The organism is Arthrobacter sp. A5, assembly GCF_051131705.1.
Classification (GTDB): Bacteria; Actinomycetota; Actinomycetes; order Actinomycetales; family Micrococcaceae; genus Arthrobacter_M.
Genome location: NZ_CP180316.1, coordinates 1,312,701 through 1,332,915 on the forward strand (window position 1 = coordinate 1,312,701; position 20,215 = coordinate 1,332,915).

Genomic DNA, 20,215 nt, shown 5'->3' on the forward strand with positions numbered 1-20,215 from the left:
GTGACTGCGGCGCAGACGGGGCGCAGGCGGTCACGAGCGCCAGCCCTATGGCAGCGCAGCCGGCGACCGCTGCCATCCTGGCATGACGGGGACTCCAGACGCGGTTCACAGCGGTCTCCCCTCCCCGCCATCCCTCTGCTGCCGATGCGGAATGCACAGCCGAGGGAAAATCCCGGAAACTTCCGGTTCAGCGTCGCGGCGGCTGGGATTGTCAACGGTTGAGACCGCTGATTCCCGGGCGACGCGACCGGACACGTACATTGTGCGCGTGCAGGGCAACGATGGCAATAGGTAACGATGGCAATAGGTAGGGGGACGAATAGAATGCCAGGCGCGCCGTGGGCCTTCGCAACAGGCGCAGCGGTCCGTGCGTTCGGACGTCCCGGTGGTCCGGGACGGCGCCGGCGGGGGCCGTCCACTGCCCGTGACCAGTTACTTCTCGGGAAAAGCAGGGGTGCCGGGGTCGGGTGAAAGCGTGCGGTGATAGAACCATTCGATGTGTTCGCGCAGCCGGACCTCGGCGGCATCCGGGTCGTGGTCGCTGATCGCGTCCAGTATGCCATGGTGCTGGTGGCGCAAGGTCACGGCGATCTCCTCCCAATCGACGACCTTGTCCACCGCCTCATTAACATAGCCACGGATGGATTGGCTCAGCGAGACCATGATGGTTTCAATCACCGCGTTGCCCGCCAGCGAGGCGACGGCAACGTGGAACTGTGCATCCAAGACGTGGAAGATCTCCTGATCGAGACCCGGGTCATCCATGGCGGCGAGCAACCCCCGCACGCCGTCCAATTCGGCGCCGTCGCGCTCCTGTTGGGCCGCAGCCCGGCCAACCCAGGTTTCCAGCAGGATACGGGTTTCCACAATGTCCCGGACCGGTAGATGGCGTGTGGCTACATGGTATCTGAACGCGGACGAAAGGCCGGCGGCGGGATTGGACACCACAATGGCACCCGAATTGGGGCCGGATCCGGATGATGTGCGCACCACGCCCATGGCATCGAGAATGCGCACGGCTTCGCGCACAGAGGCCCTGGAAATACCGTATGTCTGCGCCAGTGCGCGCTCACCGGGCAGCTGGTCACCGGGTTTAATGGCACCGGAGCGAAGGTCCGTTTCTATATTGCTGAGCACAATCTCGTACGTTCGCCGCGTTGCCGCCACAGTACCCTCCTTGGACGACTGGAAATCCTTTCTATCCTGCCATGCGTAGGCGCCCAGTGAAGAAGCGGTCCCGGAGCCGCTGTCCGAATCACCGGCAACATGGCGGCGCTCCAGTCACCGAGAGCCGCCAGCAGGTGGACGTGACGTGCAGCACGGGGCTACTATGGTCTGACCACACGTCATCCGCGTCCCGGCATACCTTGCCCCGGAAGGATTCCATGAAGATCGCGCTCTTCGCCACCTGCATTGTGGACGCTATGTTCCCGCGTACCGCGAAGGCCACGGTGACGGTTTTGGAACGCTTGGGACACCAGGTTGTTTTCCCGGCCGGTCAAGCCTGCTGCGGCCAGATGCACATCAACAGCGGCTACTTCGACGACGCCCTGCCGGTGGTCGCAAACCATGTCGCCGCGTTCAGCCACGGGGACTACGACGTCGCCGTTGCGCCTTCTGCTTCCTGTGTTGCATCGGTGAAGCATCAGCAGCCGATGATTGCCCGGCACTGCGGTGACGCTGCGCTGGAAAACGGGGCCAACGCCGTCGGCGCTAAGACCTACGAACTCTCCCAGCTTCTGGTGGACGTCCTGGGCATCACCGACGCCGCGGGCCAGCTTGGTTCATACTTCCCGCATACGGTGGCGTACCACCCCAGCTGCCACGGCATGCGTTTGCTCCGACTGGGTGACCGGCAGCTGGATCTGCTGCGGACGGTCGGCGGGATCGATCTGCGCAACCTTGCAGAACCGGATCAGTGCTGCGGATTCGGGGGCACCTTTGCGATGAAGAACGCGGATGTCTCGAGTGCGATGCTCGAGGATAAGGTGGCCTCTATTGAAGCCTCCGGCGCAGAACTGTGCACGGGCGGCGATGCCTCCTGCCTGCTGCACATCGGCGGCGGCCTCTCCCGCAAAGAAAGCGGTGCCGCAACCATGCACTTTGCCGAGATACTTGCCAGCACGGTGGAAGCGCCCGTCTCCGTGTCCGGCGAGGTCGAACTGCTGACCGGACGGGGACGCTCATGAGCCAGATCAATGTGGGTATGCCGAAGATCGCCAGTTACGGCAGCGGTAACCTGTTCGCGACCGAGCCCTTCCCGCACGCCGCGCACCGCGAACTTGCCAACACCCAGCTGCGCGCCAATCTGGGCCATGCCACCAGGACCATCCGGGAGAAGCGTCTAGGCGTGGTTTCCGAGCTTCCCGATTGGGAGGAACTGCGCGAAGCCGGCAGTGTGCTCAAACAGCAGGTCATGGCCGATCTTCCCCGGCTGTTGGTGCAGCTCGAGGAAAATGTCACCAAGCGCGGGGGTACGGTTCACTGGGCCCGCGACGCACAGGAAGCCAATAAGATTGTCACCGGTCTTATTCGGGCCGAGGGCGCCACCGAGGTGGTCAAGGTCAAATCCATGGCCACGCAGGAAATCGGTCTCAATGAGTACCTGGAAGAGCGGGGAATCGCGGCCTACGAGACGGACCTGGCCGAACTCATCGTTCAGTTGGGCCATGACAAACCGAGCCATATTCTGGTGCCCGCCATCCACAAAAACAGGACCGAGATCCGGGACATCTTCCTGGCCGGAATGGCCGGGGTGGATCCGGAGCTGACCGATGATCCCCGGCAGCTGGCGATGGCTGCCCGTACGCACCTGCGGCGGAAATTCCTAACCGCGAAGGTTGCCGTCTCCGGGGCAAACTTCGCGATCGCCGATTCCGGCACCCTGGCGGTGGTGGAGTCGGAAGGAAACGGCCGGATGTGCCTGACGCTGCCGGAAACGCTGATCACAGTGATGGGCATTGAGAAGCTGCTGCCCACTTTCTTGGACCTCGAGGTGTTCATGGCACTGCTGCCGCGTTCCTCCACCGGTGAACGGATGAATCCCTACACTTCGCTGTGGACGGGCGTCACCGAGGGGGACGGGCCGCAGAACTTCCACCTGGTGCTGCTGGATAACGGCCGCACCGCTGCGCTTGCCGACGAAATGGGCCGTTCCGCGCTGCACTGTATTCGCTGCAGCGCGTGCATGAACGTCTGCCCGGTCTACGAGCGCACCGGCGGCCATGCCTATGGCTCCACCTATCCCGGTCCCATCGGAGCCATTCTTTCCCCGCTGATGACAGGGATCGAGGCCGAGGAAAACAACTCCTTGCCGTACGCCTCCTCGTTGTGCGGGGCGTGCTTTGATGCGTGTCCGGTGAAGATCAATATCCCGGAGATCTTGGTCCACCTGCGCGGTAAGGAGGTGGCCGCCGAGCATGCCAAGCGTAAACTGCCCAGCCAGATGGACGTGGGGATGACAGTGGCTAAGGTTGCGCTCTCCTCCGGCCGCAACCTGGCACTGGCGGAGAAGGGACTGCCGCTGGGCAAGCTGGCGGCCGGGCCGGATCGGTTGATCAAGCGGCTGCCCGGCCTTGCCGGCGGCTGGACGCAAAGCAGGGATATTCCCGCGCCGCCGGCGCAGTCGTTCCGTGACTGGTGGAAAAAAGAACATGTACCCACGGCTGACACGGCGGCCGGAACGGGAGAGAACGCATGAGCGCACGGGAAGAAATTCTGGACCGGATCCACGCCGCACTGTCCGATCAGCCAGCGGTTCCGCCGGTTCCCCGTGATTACCGGCGTACGTCCGGGCTGGACGCTCAAGCGCTGGTGGCGCTGCTGGTGGACCGTCTGGTGGATTACAAGGCTAACGTCTTCGTGGAGGAGTCCGACGGCGTCAGCGGCCGGATCGGCGGGCTGCTGGCTGGCGCCGGCCAGTTTGTGATCCCGCCAGGCCTGCCCGCAGCGTGGCTGGCCTTTGACACCGAACCGGCCCGCGCCGTCGTCGACAGCCTCGAGAGTCCCCTCTCCATCGCCAGGCTGGACGCGATGGACGCCGTGCTGACATCGAGCGCCGTCTCGGTGGCCGAGACCGGAACGATCGTGCTGGACGGCTCCGCTGATCAGGGCCGGCGGGCCATTTCGCTGGTGCCGGACCACCACGTTTGTGTGGTGCCGGTGGAGAGTATTGCCGGGATTCTGCCGGAGGCACTCAAACGCCTTGACGGCACCCGTCCGCTGACCCTGATCAGCGGCCCCAGTGCCACCAGCGACATTGAACTGGAGCGTGTCGAGGGAGTGCACGGCCCGCGGCGGCTGGACGTCATTATTGCCGTATAGCTCCGCCGGCCAGCTGACTCCCGCGTGGCCGGCAGGGCGCCCTGCTGACCACACGGTGCCTCACTTGTTGTTCGCCCTGGGCGCCGCGATGCCCGGATCGATTTGGTACGGCCCGCCGCCGACGGCCGGACATCGAAGTCAAAGATCCACGTCGGAATCTAGACCGTAGAACATGAGTTCGGAACATCCACGACGCCGGAGAGCCGCCCTTGGGTCGGAGCGGCGCCGAGCATGAGATAGACCTGCTCCGTGCTGTAGCCGAACTTTGTCAGGTGCCAGGGGGCGTGCAGGCACGCCCTCTGGTACGACAGATGGGAGTCGAGAGAGTCCGAGTCCTTCGAGAGGTTCTCAATATCCTGGTTGCTGCCGTTCTCCCGGGGGAGAGCGGTGTGCGCTCATACGGTCTGCAGGATTCCTGGTGCCTCGGCAGCTTCCCGGGTCCGCACCGCATTGCGGCCCAGGAACAGGGCGGCGGCGAGGGCAATCACCGCAAGGACCGCAAGCAGGACAGCCAGGGCGGCATTGGTTTCGTATTTCCCGACCAACAGGAAGAAGGCCGGAATGGTAGCGGTCGGCTGGCTGATGAGGATCGTGAACCAGCCGGTGGCATGCGTCAGGGATTTTTTCCCGAGGCCCAGCAGCAGGAAGAACATGAACCAGAGAATAGCCCAGACAAACCAGATGACTCCGAAAACAGGATCGTTGATTATGGTGAACTGTAGAATACCGATGACGACGGCGCAGGCCGCCACGAAGAGCGAGAACCAGCCGAGGCCTTCTCCGGTAATCCCGGTGAACTGAAGAATGCCGACGTAGAGGTACGTGAAGCCAAACAGATAGAGGCCGGCGGCTGCGAAGATTGCCGGCAGATTGTTATCGGCCTGCAGGATGATGACAGTCGGGAAAAGCACCTGCATGCCGCCGACAAAGAAATTCAGTATACCAGCCGATTTTCCGGGTACAAGTCCGATGAGCATGAGACCGTTAACAAAGAGCACGGCCCCTACATACAGCAAACCCACACTGCTCATGAGCGCTCCATTGCTAAACAGACGATGACACGTGGTGACCGGCCGAATCTGGTTTGGAAAGGACGAATCGATCGATTGCCCACCCTGCCAGTTAAGCGGCTATTCGGTTCGCAATTCAAATGACACTAACCCAGCCTATTTTATATGTCAATCGAATGTTTTCTTGGCCTGGACCCGGGGGCGTAAATCCCGTGAATTCAGCTCATTTGCTCGAGTCTGTCCGCGTGCGGCACAAAGCGTACTGACATGGCCTTGTATCCAGGCGTGTTTGATTCGCGTGCCACGAGCTCCCGGTGCATCAGCGCGTTGGCCTCCGGGAAATAAGCGGCTGCGCAGCCCCGCGGCGTTGGGTAAACCACTAAGCGGAATTTGTTGGCCCGGCGTTCTGCACCCTGAAAGGTGCTGATAACGTCCACCATGTCGCGGTCCCGGAATCCCATCGCATCCGCGTCATCCTGGTGGAGCAGAATGACGCGCCGGCCGTTGGAGATCCCGCGGTAGCGGTCATCCTGGCCGTAAAACGTCGTGTTGTACTGGTCATGGCTGCGGACGGTCTGCAGAATCAGGTGACCCGCCGGCGGCGTGAGATATTCGAGCGGGCTGACCGTAAACCGTGCCCGGCCAATGTCCGTGGCAAAGCTGCGGGTATCACGGGGTGGATTTGGCAGAATGAAGCCGTTCTTGGTCCGCAGCCGGCGGTTGAAGTCCTCGAAGCCGGGCAGGACCCGGGAGATGTGATCGCGGATGACGTCATAATCTTCCGCCATGCCCTTCCAATCGACGCGATGATCGTCGCCAAGGGTGGCGCTGGCCATCCGCGCGACGATGACCGGCTCTGCGAGCAGGTGGTCAGAGACAGGAGCGAGCCGGCCCTGGGTGGAGCGGACCACCGACATGGAGTCCTCAACAGACAGGATTTGACGCCCGCCGGCATGCTTATCATCGGTATCGGTCCGGCCCAAGGTCGGCAGAATCAACGAGGTCATGCCGTGCGAGACGTGCGAACGGTTCGGTTTGGTGGAGATATGGACCGTCAGGCCCACCCGTTGCATCGCCGCTTCGAGGAGGTCCGTGTCCGAGCAGGCCAAGGCAAAATTGCCGCCCATCGAGATAAAGACGTCGACCTCGTTGTTCTCGAAGGCCGTGACGGTGTCCACCGAGTCCAGACCGTGGGCGCGCGGGGAAGTGATCCCGAATTCCCGGTCCAATGCCGCCAGCATCCATTCATGGGGTTTCTCCCAGATGCCCATCGTGCGGTCGCCTTGGACATTGGAATGCCCGCGGACGGGACAAGCGCCTGCTCCCGGTTTGCCGAAGTTCCCCTGGAGCAGCAGAAGATTAATGATTTCCTTGAGCGTGTTCACCGAATGGGGCTGTTGGGTCAGGCCCAAGGCCCAGCAGATGATGGTGCCCTTGGATTGGACCATCATCTTGGCGACGTTGGCAATCTCCAGCCGGGACAGCCCCGTCGCCTGCTCCGTTTCGGCCCAGTCGACGGACTTCCGCGCGGCCCGGTAGGCCTCAATCCCATCCGTATTGGCGGCGACGAAGTCGTGGTCGACGACGGAGCCAGGAACGCGCTCTTCCTCTTCGAGCAGCAGGTGGCCGAGCGCCTGGAACAGCGCCAGATCCGCTCCGACTTTGATCTGCAGAAACTCGTCGGCCAGCGCGGTACCGTCGCCGAGAAGTCCGGACGGCGTCTGTGGATCTTTGAAATTGAACAATCCTGCCTCGGGCAACGGGTTGACGGCAACAATCCTGCCGCCGTTGTCCTTGCATTCCTTCAGCGCCGACAACATCCGCGGATGGTTGGTTCCGGGATTCTGCCCGATGACGAAGATCAGCTCGGCCCGATGGATGTCCTCAAGGGACACCGTCCCCTTGCCGATGCCGATGGTGGGGTTCAGCGCCGAGCCGGAAGACTCGTGGCACATGTTGGAACAATCCGGAAGATTATTGGTGCCCAGGGAGCGGGCGAACAGTTGATACATGAACGCCGTCTCGTTGGCGGTGCGGCCGGACGTGTAAAAAACGGTTCGCTCGGGCGTGGAGGCCCTGATGTGCTCGCCGATGAGTTCAAAGGCCTCGCTCCAGGGAATCGGCTGATAATGCGTCCCCCCGGGCCGGATGACCATCGGATGGGTGATCCGGCCCTGATTGCCCAGCCAGTATTCGGTCCGGGTTGCCAGCTCTGCAACGGAGTGTTCGGCCCAGAATTTGGGCGTCACAGTGCGGAGAGTACTTTCCTCGGCCACGGCTTTGGCACCATTTTCACAGAATTCGGCTGTTTTCCGGTGGCCCTGTGATTCCGGCCAGGCACAGCCCGGGCAGTCGGTGCCGTTCCGCTGGTTCAGCCGCAGCAGCGACCGCGCTGTCCGGGTCACGCCTGCCTGGGAAATTCCGCGGTCAAGGGCCACGCCGACCGCAGTGAGTCCGGCGGCGCTTTTCTTCGGCTTCTTGACGGTCAGATGGTTTTCGTTGATGTCCTCGACGGGCGCTCCACGTGTCATCCACCCATAGTGCCGTTATTCCCGCGGCAAAGCGAAACGGCGCGTTGCATGACGCCGGACACACGTCTTCAAGCGGTCCGCCCGACCCTTCGGCTGGTCCGTCCGACCCGCGTCAGCGGGCGGCGGGGACCGCAGGCATGCCGAATATGCCGCCGTCGCCCTTCTTTTTGGGCTTGCGCACCCGGGTACCCCAGGCATAGGCAATCAGGGTCAGGGCGAGCTGGATCGGGAACGCCAGCGGCGGAACGCCACCGGAAATCAGACAGATCAGCACCGGCAGCAGCGTGATCAGCGTCAGATCGGGACCGATCAGGAAGCTGCGGATGGCACCGGTCGGAACAGGTCCCATTGCCGTAGCAACGGCGGGCATGTTCCAGTCCGGGGTGGGCCGGAATGCGGCCCGCAGCGTGGCGCCGCCCAAGCCCGGACCGGCGAGCACGGCCAGAATGATCAGCGGCCAGGAACCCACTCCCAGCACGAACAGCAGCACGAAGCACAGAATCGCCCACACCGTCATGCCCGCCGCCGGAAGCACAAAATGCACCCGCCGGACGGTCTTGGCCGGGAGCGGCATCAGGGCATCCACACTGGGATTCCCGGCTGCAAACCGCGCCACCGAGCCCAGTCCGGTGACCGCAAAATGTGCACAGAAATACAGCACCACGGCAATCAGCGTGGCATTGCCCAGGAACTGCACCGAGGCAAGACTTGCGGGTATGGCCGCCAGCACCGCCACGCGCACCAGGGTCGAGGGCTGGCGCAGCAGCGCCAGCCCGGTCACCAGCAGCGGCCAGAGCTGGCCCGCGGCCACGAGCAATGGCCAGCTGGTCGGCAGGTACTGCAGCCAGGACATGTCCACGCGGGTGTTTTCGGCGTTATTGAACAGTGCGGTGGCTACCAGGGAAAGGGGCGCGACGACGGTGACCGCGCCGGCCAGCGGGCGCAGCCAGCGCTCCCCGCCGGTGATCTGCACCCAGCCGGCAATCCCGTATAACAGCAGTGCCAGAGCCGCGCCGCACAGTGTGGCTAATGCGACGGGACCGGGGGCGTTATCCGCGCCGATGCCCAGCGACAGGGGGACGACGACGGCGACCGACCCGGTGACGGGCCAGATCATGGACCGGAAGAAGCCCGGCTCAATAAAACCACGCCGGCGGACCGGGAGACCGAGCCACCAGAAGGTCTGCGGCACGGTCATGGCGATCGGGCCGATGTTCATCTGGACACTGAGCAGCGCCGCGGCCAGGGTGAGCATGAGCGTGGCAGAGGCCTGCAGCGGCTCCAGGCTGGCAAAGCCGGGAGCAAGGGCGGATGCAGTCCATACCGGTTCCGAGCCCAGGCCCAGCGAATGCCGCAGCCCAACGATGATGGCCCCGGACATGACCACGAGCACGACGGCGCCGAAGACATAGGTGTAGATCTCCGAAATCAGCTCTCCGATGCCGCCTTCTGAGCGTGCCAGCCCGACCTTAAAGGTGTAGCGGCGGATCTCCTTGGCGCTCAGCGCCGCCGGCGCAGACACAGGCGGAGGCGGAGGCCCGGAGGCTTCTGGCGATTGCGGTGCCACGGTCATGATGTCTGCTCAGTGCGCATGCGGGTTCTCGGAGGAGATGGCCAGTGCCGCCTGTGCCGGCGTCATCTTCTTCACCTCGTCGTCGACAAAAATGGCGCGGGTGGCGACGGCGCTCAGAAATGCCGGGTCGTGGGTGACCAGCAGCAGGCCCTGGCCGCCATCGACCTGGTCACGCAACCGCGCGGCCAGCCGGGCGCGCATGCCGGTATCCAGCCGCTGCTCGGGCTCGTCCAGGACCAACAGTGACCGGGGCCGGACGAAGGCCGCTGCGAGGAGCATTCTGCGCCGCTGGCCGGAGGAGAGATTGTGCGGCGGAGCCGCGCGTTCCTCGCTGAGGCCGAAAAAGTCCAGTTCCGCGTCGATCAGTGCCTCGACCGCGGTGGAGCCATGCCCCGCAGCGACGATGGCCAGATGCTCCTCGACGGTCAGTGCGGGGAAGAAGGCATCGTCGTCGAAGACCATCGCCACCTCGCGGCGGAAGTCCAGCCGGCGGTCGTCCGCCTCCTGACCGCGGATGTGGGTTTTGCCGCTGATCGCTCCCAATTGTCCGACGACGGTTTTGAGTACCGTCGATTTGCCGGCGCCGTTTGGGCCCACCAGGGCGATGGCTTCGGCTTCACGCAGGGTGAAGGCGATCTCGCCGCAGACCGGCTTAGTGCCATATCCAACACGTAATCGCTCCGCACGGACGAGTTCCGGGCGCGGCGGGGTGGGGGAACCCGCGGCGGGGACCTTGGCGGGTTTATGCGGCTTGCTCATGTCATTGAAAGTATAGGCGAGCCGGACGAGAGGTCCCGTTGGGCGGCCCCGACGTCCCTGCAGGGGCCAAAAACCTAGCATTCACGCTCAGCTTGAGGGTCAAGGCTCAAAATCGGCGGCAGCCAAATGTGCCAAACTCAGTCTGCCACGGGCGGTAACCTAGTTAGCAGGACCGGTGGGCCCCCGATACGAGAGAAAGCGTGGACTAATACGTGAGCAACGAACAGGGTTCAACAACTCTGGCGGGCACAGAACCGGATGGCACAAGGTCAGAGGGCGCAGAACTGGAGCACGCGGACGTGGACTTTGACGACGTCGTAATGGGTCCCACAGGACGGCCGCTGACCCAATTTCCGGAGCCCCCCGTGCTGACCTCGCACGGACCTGCACGTGTCATCGCCATGGTTAATCAGAAGGGCGGCGTCGGCAAGACCACGTCCACCATCAATCTGGGCGCGGCACTGGCCGAGGCCGGCCGTAAGGTACTGGTGGTGGACTTCGATCCGCAGGGCGCTCTTTCCGCTGGTCTGGGCACGAATCCGCATGAGCTCGATCTCACGGTCTACAACGTACTGATGGACCGCAAGGTCGATATCCGCGACGCGATCCGGCACACCGAAATCGAAAACATCGATCTGCTGCCGGCCAATATTGACCTCTCCGCAGCAGAAGTGCAGCTGGTCAACGAGGTGGCCCGCGAGCAGGTGCTGGACCGCGCCCTGAAAAAGGTCGAAGATGACTACGACGTCATCCTGATCGACTGCCAGCCCTCCTTAGGACTGCTCACGGTCAATGCCCTCACCGCCGCTCATGGGGTGATTATTCCCCTCATTTGCGAGTTCTTTGCCCTGCGTGCGGTGGCACTCTTGGTGGAGACCATCGAGAAGGTGCAGGACCGGCTCAACCCGCGTCTGCAGGTGGATGGCGTGCTGGCGACTATGTATGACGCGCGCACACTGCACAGCCGCGAGGTCATCTCGCGGCTGGTGGAGGCGTTCGGTGACAAGGTCTTCGAAACTGTCATCAAGCGCACCATCAAATTCGCGGACGCAACGGTTGCTGCCGAACCGATCACCACCTACGCAGGAAACCATCAGGGTGCGGATTCCTACCGCCGGCTGGCCAAAGAGCTCGTGTCCCGTGGTGGCTCGCCCTGACTCAGCAGCAGACCAGTCCTGCTGAGGGCAGTCGTGCGCCGGCAGGATTCGAAGTCCGGCTGGAGAATTTCACGGGTCCTTTCGACCTGTTGTTGGGGCTGATTTCCAAGCACGAAATGGACATCACAGAGATAGCCTTGGCTCGTGTTACGGACGAATTCATCGCCTACATCCGTCGGCCGCAGGAGTTAGGCAAGGAATGGGCGCTCGACGAAGCCAGCGAATTTCTGGTTCTGGCCGCCACCTTGCTCGATCTCAAGGCCGCCCGACTGCTGCCGGCCGGTGAGGTGGAGAACGACGACGACATAGCCTTGCTGGAGGCGCGCGATTTGCTCTTTGCCAGACTGCTGCAGTACAAGGCATTCAAGGAAATCGCGGCCATCATGGGTGGCTGGCTGGACCGTGAGGCCGATCGGTTTCCACGGCTGGTGGGATTGGAACCGCAGTTCGCTTCGCTGCTGCCGGAACTACTCTGGCGGCACTCGCCGGAGAAGTTCGCCGCGTTGGCGCGCAAGGCGCTGGCCCCTCGGGAAGCCGCGCCCACGGAGGTTGGCCTGAGCCATCTGCACGCGCCGGCCGTCAGCGTACTGGAACAGGCGCAGATCATGCGGGCCATGCTGGCCGCCGGTACTGCCCTGTCCTTTCGCGTCCTGATCGCCGATGCGGAGACCACGATGGTGGTCGTGGCCCGGTTTCTGGCCCTGCTGGAGATGTTCCGCGACGCCGCAGTGACGTTCGAGCAGGCGAGCCCGCTCGGTGAGCTGCAGGTGCGCTGGACGGGAGTGTCCCGAGACTGGCGCAGCAATAATTTGTCCGCGGAGTATGCCGGCGTGCTATCCGAAATGTCCGTGCCGGAGGAAGCCATCCAGTGATTGAACAGCAGAATTCCCGTGATCCGGGGGACGGCGCCGACATGCCGGGAACGGACGTTCATGATCTCCCCGGTGGGGCCGGAGCGGCTCTGGAGGCCATCCTGATGGTCACCGATGAGCCGGTCTCTGAATCACAGCTGGCCGCTGCCGTCGGGCTGGGCGTTGAGGAGGTGGGCGGCCTGCTCATCGGTCTGCAGCGTCATTATGACGGCTATACTGGTAGGGGCGATGGTGCCGGCGTCGGCATTTCCGGGTCGGTTGCAGGGAAACCTGTGGTGGATTCTCCAGAGTTTGCGGCAGGGCAAACCCGGGTGACGCCGCGTGGTTTCGAACTACGCAGGGTCGCGTGCGGCTGGCGCATCTATTCACGCAGCGACTTTGCTCACATAGTTTCCCGCTTCGTGCTGGACGGACAGTCAGCCAGGCTCACGCAGGCTGCGCTGGAGGCCTTGGCCGTCATCGCTTACCGACAGCCGGTGTCGCGTGCGCGGGTTTCCGCTATCCGTGGAGTCAACGTTGATTCTGTGGTGCGCACGCTTGCCCAACGTGGTTTGATCGAGGAAACGGGGACCGATGCTGAATCGGGTGCTCTGCTTTACCGGACCACGCACTATTTTTTGGAACGACTGGGGATCGCCAGTGCGGACGAGCTTCCGCAGCTGGCCCCGCATTTGCCCGGACTGGAAAACCTCCAGGATTTTGACGATTCATCCTATTGACCAGCTATTCGATTTTTATAAGGACACGTAATGACACCGTCGCACCGCTCAGATGATTCCGGGCGTAGCCGTTCCGGTCAGGACCGGATCAAGCCCCGCACCGGGGGGTCGGGCAGCGGCGCCGCCGGTTCCGGTGCACCGCGCGCGGGCGAGCGCCGGACCAGCACACCCTGGTCCGATGGCCGGCGTTCGGGTGCGCCGTTCTCGCGGGATGCCCGTTCGGATGACCGGCGTTCCGATGCCCCGCGTTCGGGTGCGCCGTTCTCGCGGGATGCCCGTTCGGATGACCGGCGTTCCGATGCCCCGCGTTCGGGTGCGCCGTTCTCGCGGGATGCCCGCTCGGATGACCGGCGTTCCGATGCCCCGCGTTCCGATGCCCCGCGTTCGGGTGCGCCGTTCTCGCGGGATGCCCGCTCGGATGACCGGCGTTCCGATGCCCCGCGTTCGGGTGCGCCGTTCTCGCGGGATGCCCGCTCGGATGACCGGCGTTCCGATGCCCCGCGTTCGGGTGCACCGCGTTCGGATGCCCCATACTCACGTGCCCCCGGATCCGGTGCGCCCCGGGTCGGCAACGGGACTGGCAGGCCTTCGAAGTTCGGCGCCGCCCGCAAAACGGCAGCCAAGGGTGCCGCAAAAACGGGTGCAGCCAGGTCCGGCGCACCGAAAGGACCGCGCGCCTTCGGCGGCGAACGCTTCGGCAGCAATCTTGGCCCGGTCAAGAACCGCCCGACCGAGCAGAACCGCCGCCCAAAGAACCAGGGCCCCTACGTTGACATGCATGATCCCGAGGGAATCCGTCTGCAGAAGGTCATGGCGTCCGCCGGCGTCGCCTCCCGTCGTGTCTGCGAGGACATGATCGAGGAAGGCCGCGTCGAGGTCGACGGTCAGATCATCACCGAGGTCGGCCTGCGCGTTGATCCCAAAAAGGTGGCGATAACGGTCGACGGGATCCGCCTGCAGCTCGATGAATCGCAGGTCTACATGGTTTTCAACAAGCCCAAAGGTGTGGTCTCCACCATGGACGACCCCGAGGGGCGCCCATGCATCAGCGACTACCTGAAGAACCGCCATGGTAATGAGCGTCTATTCCACGTCGGACGTCTTGACACGGCCACCGAGGGTCTGCTGCTGCTGACCAACGACGGCGAGCTGGCCAACCGTCTGTCGCACCCCAAGTATGAGGTTCCCAAGACCTACATGGCGCAGGTCCGAGGGCCGATGGGCCAGGGCGTTGGCGCGCAGATGCGTGAAGGCATCGAGCTGGAGGACGGCGTGGCCAGCGTTGATTCCTTCCGCCTGGTCGACTCCACGCCGGGACACATTCTGGTGGAGGTTGTGCTGCACTCCGGCAAGAACCGCATCGTGCGCCGCCTCTTCGACGCAGTCGGCTACCCCGTGGAGCGCCTGGTGCGCGTCCAGGTTGGTCCGATCCGCATGAATGACCAGCGCCAGGGCAGCATCCGTGTCCTGGGCCGGCAGGAAGTGGGACACCTGCTCGCGTCTGTCGGGCTCTAACCCGATGAATCCATCGCATCTGAACGGCCCCGTGCTTGTTATCGGCACCGGGTTGCTCGGCGCCAGCATCGGGCTCGGTTTATGCGCCCGGGGCATCGACGTCGTCCTGCAGGACACGTCGCCCTCAGCGCAGGCCGTTGCGGTGGACATCGGGGCCGGCCGTGCGCCAAAAGCCGGCGAACAGCTTGCTCCTGAGTTGGTCGTGGTGGCCGCTCCGCCGGACGTCACGGCTGCCGTGGTGGCTGCCGCGCTGGGAAACTACCCGCAGGCGGCCGTCATCGATATAGCCAGTGTCAAGGCCGGTATTCTGGCCGAACTGCGGGAGCTGCCGGGAGTCACGGAGGCTGACCTGAGCCGATATGTGGGCACGCACCCGATGGCCGGCAGCGAGCGTTCCGGCCCGGTGGCGGCCCGGGGCGAGCTGTTCACCAGCACGCCCTGGGTGCTCTGCCCCTCCGAGCTGAGCTGTGCCGCGGCCGTCAAGACCGCGCACTCGCTGGCAATTGACCTGGGATCCGTCGTCTTCCGGTTCACACCCGACGAACACGACGAGGCCGTCGCGCTGGTCTCACACCTGCCGCAGATCATGGCCTCGCTGGTCGCGTCCCGGCTGCAGGACAGTCCGGCACATGCCCTGTCGCTGTCCGGGAACGGCCTGCGCGATGTTACCAGGATCGCGGCCAGCAATCCCGCCATGTGGGTGCAGATCCTCGGGGCTAATGCCGCTAAACTGGTCGACGTCATGCACGGTGTCCGCGATGACCTGAACCGCCTGATTGCAACGCTGGAGGCTCCCACGGCCCCGGGTGCGCGGCTGGATATTGCGCAGCTGATCAGCGAGGGGAACGCCGGGCAGGCGCGCATCCCGGGTAAGCACGGCGGGCCCGCGTTGGCCTACGCGTGGCTGACGGTGCTCGTGGATGACAAGCCCGGCCAGATTGCCCGGCTGTTGACGGAAATCGGCGACATCGGGGTCAACCTCGAAGATCTACGGCTGGATCATTCGGCCGGTAGGGAAGTGGGAATGGTGGAATTGTCTGTCATGCCGGACAAACGGGTGGCACTGGTGGAAGAACTGACAAACCGCGGTTGGAAGGTCATATTGTGACGGAAACCCAAAGTGCCTCCGCTGCGGCTACCGGCCGTCTGTTAGGGCTCCGCCAGGGAAAGTCTCTGGTGGTTGCCATCGACGGTCCTTCAGGGTCCGGGAAATCAAGCGTGAGCCGGGAGGTGGCCCGTCGGCTGGGGCTGGCCTATCTGGACACCGGTGCCATGTACCGGTCGCTGACCTGGCAGTGTCTGGACACCGGGGTGGCCCTTGATGATGCCGTCGCCGTCGAGGCGGCCGCCCGCGCCCTTGAGCTGGAACAAAGCACCAATCCGGACCATGAATTTGTCAAGGTTGGCGGCCGGGAGGTTGCCGCACTGATCCGTGAACCGCGCATCTCCGCCGCCGTCAGCGCGGTAGCGACCACACTGGGTGCCCGCACGGAACTGGTCCGCCGGCAGCGTGAGGCGATTGTCCGTGCGGCCAAGAGAATGGTGGTGGAGGGTCGGGACATCACCACCGTCGTGGCGCCGACAGCCGAGGTCCGGCTGCTGCTGACCGCCAGTGAAGAGGCCAGGATGGCGCGCCGAGGCATTCAGCTCGGCGGAACCCAGACGACGGCGCAGCTCACCCGCCAGGTGCTGGCAAGGGATGCCAAGGATTCCACCGTGGTGGAATTCCACCGGGCCGCCGACGGCGTGGTGACAGTGGATTCCTCGGATTTGGACTTCGAGCAGACCGTTGACGCCGTCCTTCGGGTGGTCGTCGACGCGGTGGAGGGCAAACATTTCCAGGGCGGCCATTTAGAGGGCGGCCATTTCGGGAGCACAGCCCGCAATGCCTAAGCCGATGCCGGGACCTGCGCCCTCGCGCTGAACCCGGGTTCCGCCGTCGTCCTCGCCGTAGTGCTGGGACACGGTTCCCCGGCACCAGGACCAAACCCCGCGTCCATCTGGACGGTTTCAGGTGCTTTTCGACGGCCCGGTGCAGACCAGCCGCGAACGGGGTGTGTCCCGGCGTGTTTCAATGGACAGAGCGGCCGAGCACCTACGCCTCCGGCCCTCCGCGCACGTCCAGGCCGCAATCGCCGCCACAGGGCAGGAATTACCTGCCGAAGATGACCTTACAAATCAGCATGAAGGAAAGCAACCATGAGCGACTCTCAGTCCACCGGCCGAACCGATGCAGGTGACTTTGGCCACGGTGACGAAGAATATACGCCCTCCGGCACCGACCGGGTTGCTGAGCACCTGGCTGCCCTGAATGATGAGGACGCCGAGGTCCGTGCCGCGTCGCTGCGCGCCGGCTTGTCGGATTACGAGCTCGACGACGAGGATGCCGCGCTGCTGGACGGCACCTTCGAGGACGCCGACGACGACGGCCTGGTCCGTCAGGATCCGGTGCTCGCCATTGTAGGGCGCCCGAACGTGGGCAAATCGACCCTGGTGAACCGTATCCTGGGCCGCCGGGAGGCCGTGGTGGAGGACACCCCCGGCGTCACCCGGGACCGTGTGTCCTACGCGGCGAACTGGAACGGGCGCAAATTCACCCTGGTGGACACCGGCGGCTGGGAGCACGACGCCCGCGGAATCCACGCCCGCGTTGCCGACCAGGCCGAGGTCGCCGTCGAGATGGCCGATGCCGTGCTGCTCGTGGTGGATTCCACCGTGGGCATCACTGCCACCGATGAGGCCGTGGTCAAGATGCTGCGTCGGTCCAAAAAGCCGGTCATCCTGATCGGCAACAAGGTAGACGATATTGTGCAGGAATCCGATGCCGCCACCCTGTGGGGCCTTGGACTGGGCCAGCCCTGGCCGGTGTCCGCGGTCCATGGCCGTGGCGTGGCCGACATGCTGGACCGCGTGATGGAAGTACTGCCGGAGTTCTCCGCCGTCGAAGGCCTGGAACGCTCCGGCGGCCCACGGCGCGTTGCCCTGATCGGGCGCCCGAACGTGGGCAAGTCCTCGCTGCTGAACAAGCTGGCCGGCAGTGAGCGTGTGGTGGTGGATCCGATGGCCGGCACCACCCGCGACCCGGTGGACGAGTTCATCGAACTGGGGGACCGCACCTGGCGCTTCGTGGACACCGCCGGCATCCGCCGCCGGGTGCACATGGCGCAGGGCGCGGATTTCTACGCCTCGCTGCGCACCCAATCCGCACTGGAGAAGGCTGAGGTCGCCGTCGTCCTGCTGGCCGTCGACGAGGTCCTCAGCGAACAGGACGTGCGCATACTCCAACTGGCAGTGGAGTCCGGCCGGGCGCTGGTGCTGGCCTTCAACAAGTGGGACCTGCTGGACGACGAGCGCCGCCGCTACCTGGAGCGCGAAATCGAGCAGGACCTGGCCCACGTGGACTGGGCCCCCCGGGTCAATATCTCCGCCAAAACCGGCTGGCACAAGGACCGCTTGGTGCCGGCGCTGGACCTGGCGCTGGAGAACTGGGACCGGCGCATCCCCACCGGCCGCCTGAACGCGTTCCTGGGCGAGCTCGTGGCCGCACACCCGCACCCCGTGCGCGGCGGTAAGCAGCCCCGTATCCTCTTCGGCACGCAGGCCTCCAGCCGGCCGCCGAAGTTCGTCCTCTTCACCACCGGGTTCCTGGATCCCGGCTACCGCCGCTTCATTACCCGCCGGCTGCGCGAAACCTTCGGCTTCGAGGGCACCCCGATTGAGGTCAGCATGCGGGTGCGCGAGAAGCGCGGAAAGACTGCCCGGAAGTAGCGGACGCTTCGGGTACGACGACGGCGCACGGCAGGTGGCGTCGTCGTCGTGCCGTCCTGGGCGTGCCAATCCGCGCAGCGTTCCGCGCACAGCCTGAGGTCTGCTGGTCGGCGCGGCACGGTTTTTACGGTAAGCTTTTTGAGGTGGTTCGCCCGGCCGTATTTTGGCCGGATCAGAACTTTCGGGCTGTAGCGCAGCTTGGTAGCGCACTTGACTGGGGGTCAAGGGGTCGCAGGTTCAAATCCTGTCAGCCCGACGTAAAAGCCCTGGTGAGAGCATGTTTCTCACCAGGGCTTTGTCATGTCCGGCGGAGGCGAGGTTCCGACCGCCGGGGTGGAGGTAGGTGCGGTTGGTCTCCACGGAGGATTGCTGCGGGACCGCCCGCGAGCAGGATGCCCAGGCCGGCGGCCGCATCCCATCGTCCAATCGTGCTCCTCGCAAGCGTGGTGTCACGCGGCGGCTATGTGACATCATAATTGCTTGACGTGACACCATGACGGTGCAATACTGGTGTCATGCAACTGGATCAGTACGTCGCAGAGCTTCAGCACCACCTGGCCGTCGCAGCCGAGAGCGGCGGCGACGAGGTCCGCGCGGTCGCCGAGCGCCTGAGTGCGCCACTCGACTCGGCGACCCGGCTGGTGCTGCTCGAAGCCCTCTCGGCGGCCGCGGGGGAGATAACCCGCGAACTATCGCCCGGGTTGGTGGACGTGCGCCTGCGCGGCCGCGACCCCGAGTTCGTCGTGAGCCTGCCCGCCGAGGCGTCCTACGCCGACCCGCAGGCAACGCGCGGCAGCGTGTCCTACGACGCGGACGGCGCGAGCACAACCCGCACCACACTTCGGCTCCCGGACGCCCTCAAGGTCCGGGTCGAGGACGCGGCCGCCGCTGACGGGCTCTCCGTGAACTCCTGGCTGGTGCGTGCCATCGCATCGGCTTTGGAACCCAAGAGCCGCCGCTCGACCCAACGAGGGTCAGGCTCCGTTGACCATTTCGCTGGCTGGGTGCGTTAGTCCGCCCCGCCCACTGACCGGCCCCGCAACCGCGAGGCCGCCCGACAACGCCCTTCGAAAGGCAGGCTACAGCATGCCCGAATACCAGACTAACGGTCCCATCGACCTCGCCATCGACGTCCCCGTCGGGCGCATCGAGGTCACCGCCAGCGAGCGCACGGACGTCGAGGTGCGTGTCGATCCGAGCAATCCGAGCAAGAAGGCCGACGTGCGTGCCGCCGCGGAGACCGTCGTCGAATACCGGGACGGCCGGGTCACCATCGCCGTGCCGCACCGGTACGGCCCGCTCATCGGTAGCGGCAAAGAGTCGGTGGATGTCACCGTCGACCTGCCGAGCGGCTCACGGCTGACCGCCGACACCAGTTTCGGCCGGATCCGCACCCACGGGCCACTTGGTGCGACGCGGATCAAGTCCTCGGCCGGCGACGTGAGCATCGAGCGTGCCGAACAGCTGCAGGTGCACGCCAGCAGCGGTGAGGTGGCAGTCGGCCACGTCGACGGCGACTTGGAGCTCACCTCAGGCAACGGCCCGACTCGCGTCGACTACGTGGGTGGGACCGCCGCGCTCAAGGCTTCCAACGGCGACATCCACGTCGGTGTGGCAGGAGGGGCGCTGACCGCGAAGCTCGCGAACGGTTCGATCAGCATCGGCGAGGCCCTCGACTCGGTGACCGCCCGCAGTTCCTACGGCAAGATCCGCATCGACGAGGTGTCCTCCGGCGCCATCGCGCTTGACGCGTCCTATGGGGAGGTGCTCGTCGCTATCCGCCGCGGCGTCGCCGCCTGGCTCGACATCCAGTCCAAGAACGGCGTGGTGTGCAACGACATGAACGCCGGCGAGGGCCCCGCGGGTAGCGAGAGCAGCGTCGAAGTGCGGGTGCGCACCAGCTACGGGGACATCACGGTCCAGCCCGCCATCGCACAGTAGACCCGCGCAACGTCACACACCCAGGGAGGCCACGGCCGACGCCCGGC

At 64.7% G+C, this 20,215-nt stretch carries 17 protein-coding genes, 1 tRNA gene and 1 pseudogene; 13 read left to right on the forward strand and 6 right to left on the reverse strand.

Annotated elements, in window-relative coordinates; all coding sequences use genetic code 11:
• Positions 1 to 432: 432 nt before the first annotated feature.
• A complete protein-coding gene (locus ACLLJI_RS05980; RefSeq protein ID WP_283560824.1) occupies positions 433 to 1,167 on the reverse strand; it encodes a FadR/GntR family transcriptional regulator in 735 nt (244 codons plus the stop codon).
• A 218-nt stretch (positions 1,168 to 1,385) separates the two neighbouring features.
• On the opposite strand from ACLLJI_RS05980, the gene ACLLJI_RS05985 reads away from it, so the two are divergent.
• From ACLLJI_RS05985 to ACLLJI_RS05995, 3 genes are read left to right on the forward strand one after another with little or no spacing between them, the layout of a single operon-like run.
• Complete coding sequence (locus ACLLJI_RS05985; protein WP_434619102.1) at positions 1,386 to 2,189, forward strand: (Fe-S)-binding protein; 804 nt, start codon at positions 1,386 to 1,388, stop codon at positions 2,187 to 2,189.
• Complete coding sequence (locus tag ACLLJI_RS05990) at positions 2,186 to 3,700, forward strand: LutB/LldF family L-lactate oxidation iron-sulfur protein (protein ID WP_434619105.1); 1,515 nt, start codon at positions 2,186 to 2,188, stop codon at positions 3,698 to 3,700. The genes ACLLJI_RS05985 and ACLLJI_RS05990 overlap by 4 nt, the downstream gene beginning before the upstream one ends.
• A complete protein-coding gene (locus ACLLJI_RS05995) occupies positions 3,697 to 4,323 on the forward strand; it encodes a LutC/YkgG family protein (protein ID WP_434619108.1) in 627 nt (208 codons plus the stop codon). Before ACLLJI_RS05990 ends, ACLLJI_RS05995 begins: the two co-directional genes overlap by 4 nt.
• A 60-nt stretch (positions 4,324 to 4,383) precedes the next feature.
• Here ACLLJI_RS05995 and ACLLJI_RS06000 read toward each other — a convergent pair.
• The 5 genes and pseudogenes from ACLLJI_RS06000 to ACLLJI_RS06020 all read right to left on the reverse strand — a co-directional run.
• Positions 4,384 to 4,646: pseudogene (locus ACLLJI_RS06000) on the reverse strand (acetamidase/formamidase family protein); the annotation flags it as partial.
• 72 nt (positions 4,647 to 4,718) lie between these two features.
• Entirely contained in the window at positions 4,719 to 5,354 is a 636-nt protein-coding gene (locus ACLLJI_RS06005) for an AmiS/UreI family transporter (RefSeq protein WP_434619111.1), read from the reverse strand.
• 197 nt (positions 5,355 to 5,551) lie between these two features.
• Positions 5,552 to 7,864 carry an FdhF/YdeP family oxidoreductase gene (locus ACLLJI_RS06010; RefSeq protein WP_434619114.1) on the reverse strand — a complete coding sequence of 771 codons (2,313 nt, stop codon included), beginning with the start codon at positions 7,862 to 7,864 and terminating at the stop codon, positions 5,552 to 5,554.
• A gap of 112 nt (positions 7,865 to 7,976) precedes the next feature.
• Complete coding sequence (locus ACLLJI_RS06015) at positions 7,977 to 9,386, reverse strand: DUF6297 family protein (RefSeq protein ID WP_434619117.1); 1,410 nt, start codon at positions 9,384 to 9,386, stop codon at positions 7,977 to 7,979.
• Positions 9,387 to 9,446: 60 nt separating this feature from the next.
• A complete protein-coding gene (locus tag ACLLJI_RS06020; protein ID WP_434619120.1) occupies positions 9,447 to 10,196 on the reverse strand; it encodes an ABC transporter ATP-binding protein in 750 nt (249 codons plus the stop codon).
• 212 nt (positions 10,197 to 10,408) lie between these two features.
• On the opposite strand from ACLLJI_RS06020, the gene ACLLJI_RS06025 reads away from it, so the two are divergent.
• The 10 genes from ACLLJI_RS06025 to ACLLJI_RS06070 all read left to right on the forward strand — a co-directional run bounded on the left by ACLLJI_RS06025 (position 10,409) and on the right by ACLLJI_RS06070 (position 20,168).
• Positions 10,409 to 11,353, forward strand: coding sequence for a ParA family protein (locus ACLLJI_RS06025; protein ID WP_434619123.1), 945 nt, complete (start codon positions 10,409 to 10,411; stop codon positions 11,351 to 11,353).
• Positions 11,350 to 12,225: a segregation and condensation protein A gene (locus tag ACLLJI_RS06030; RefSeq protein ID WP_434621265.1), complete on the forward strand. Its 876-nt coding sequence runs from the start codon at positions 11,350 to 11,352 to the stop codon at positions 12,223 to 12,225. Before ACLLJI_RS06025 ends, ACLLJI_RS06030 begins: the two co-directional genes overlap by 4 nt.
• 41 nt (positions 12,226 to 12,266) lie before the next feature.
• Positions 12,267 to 12,944: an SMC-Scp complex subunit ScpB gene (gene scpB, locus ACLLJI_RS06035; RefSeq protein WP_434621268.1), complete on the forward strand. Its 678-nt coding sequence runs from the start codon at positions 12,267 to 12,269 to the stop codon at positions 12,942 to 12,944.
• A gap of 30 nt (positions 12,945 to 12,974) precedes the next feature.
• A complete protein-coding gene (locus tag ACLLJI_RS06040) occupies positions 12,975 to 14,459 on the forward strand; it encodes a pseudouridine synthase (protein WP_434619126.1) in 1,485 nt (494 codons plus the stop codon).
• Between the two features lie 4 nt (positions 14,460 to 14,463).
• Positions 14,464 to 15,567 carry a prephenate dehydrogenase gene (locus ACLLJI_RS06045; protein ID WP_434619129.1) on the forward strand — a complete coding sequence of 368 codons (1,104 nt, stop codon included), beginning with the start codon at positions 14,464 to 14,466 and terminating at the stop codon, positions 15,565 to 15,567.
• Positions 15,561 to 16,352, forward strand: a complete 792-nt coding sequence (cmk, locus tag ACLLJI_RS06050; RefSeq protein ID WP_434621271.1) for a (d)CMP kinase — start codon at positions 15,561 to 15,563, stop codon at positions 16,350 to 16,352. Before ACLLJI_RS06045 ends, cmk begins: the two co-directional genes overlap by 7 nt.
• Positions 16,353 to 16,658: 306 nt before the next feature.
• Positions 16,659 to 18,227, forward strand: coding sequence for a ribosome biogenesis GTPase Der (gene der, locus ACLLJI_RS06055; protein WP_283560812.1), 1,569 nt, complete (start codon positions 16,659 to 16,661; stop codon positions 18,225 to 18,227).
• A 182-nt stretch (positions 18,228 to 18,409) separates the two neighbouring features.
• A tRNA-Pro gene (locus ACLLJI_RS06060) sits at positions 18,410 to 18,483 on the forward strand.
• A gap of 259 nt (positions 18,484 to 18,742) precedes the next feature.
• A complete protein-coding gene (locus ACLLJI_RS06065; protein ID WP_434619132.1) occupies positions 18,743 to 19,240 on the forward strand; it encodes a histidine kinase in 498 nt (165 codons plus the stop codon).
• Positions 19,241 to 19,313: 73 nt separating this feature from the next.
• Entirely contained in the window at positions 19,314 to 20,168 is an 855-nt protein-coding gene (locus ACLLJI_RS06070) for a DUF4097 family beta strand repeat-containing protein (RefSeq protein ID WP_434619135.1), read from the forward strand.
• Positions 20,169 to 20,215: the final 47 nt, after the last annotated feature.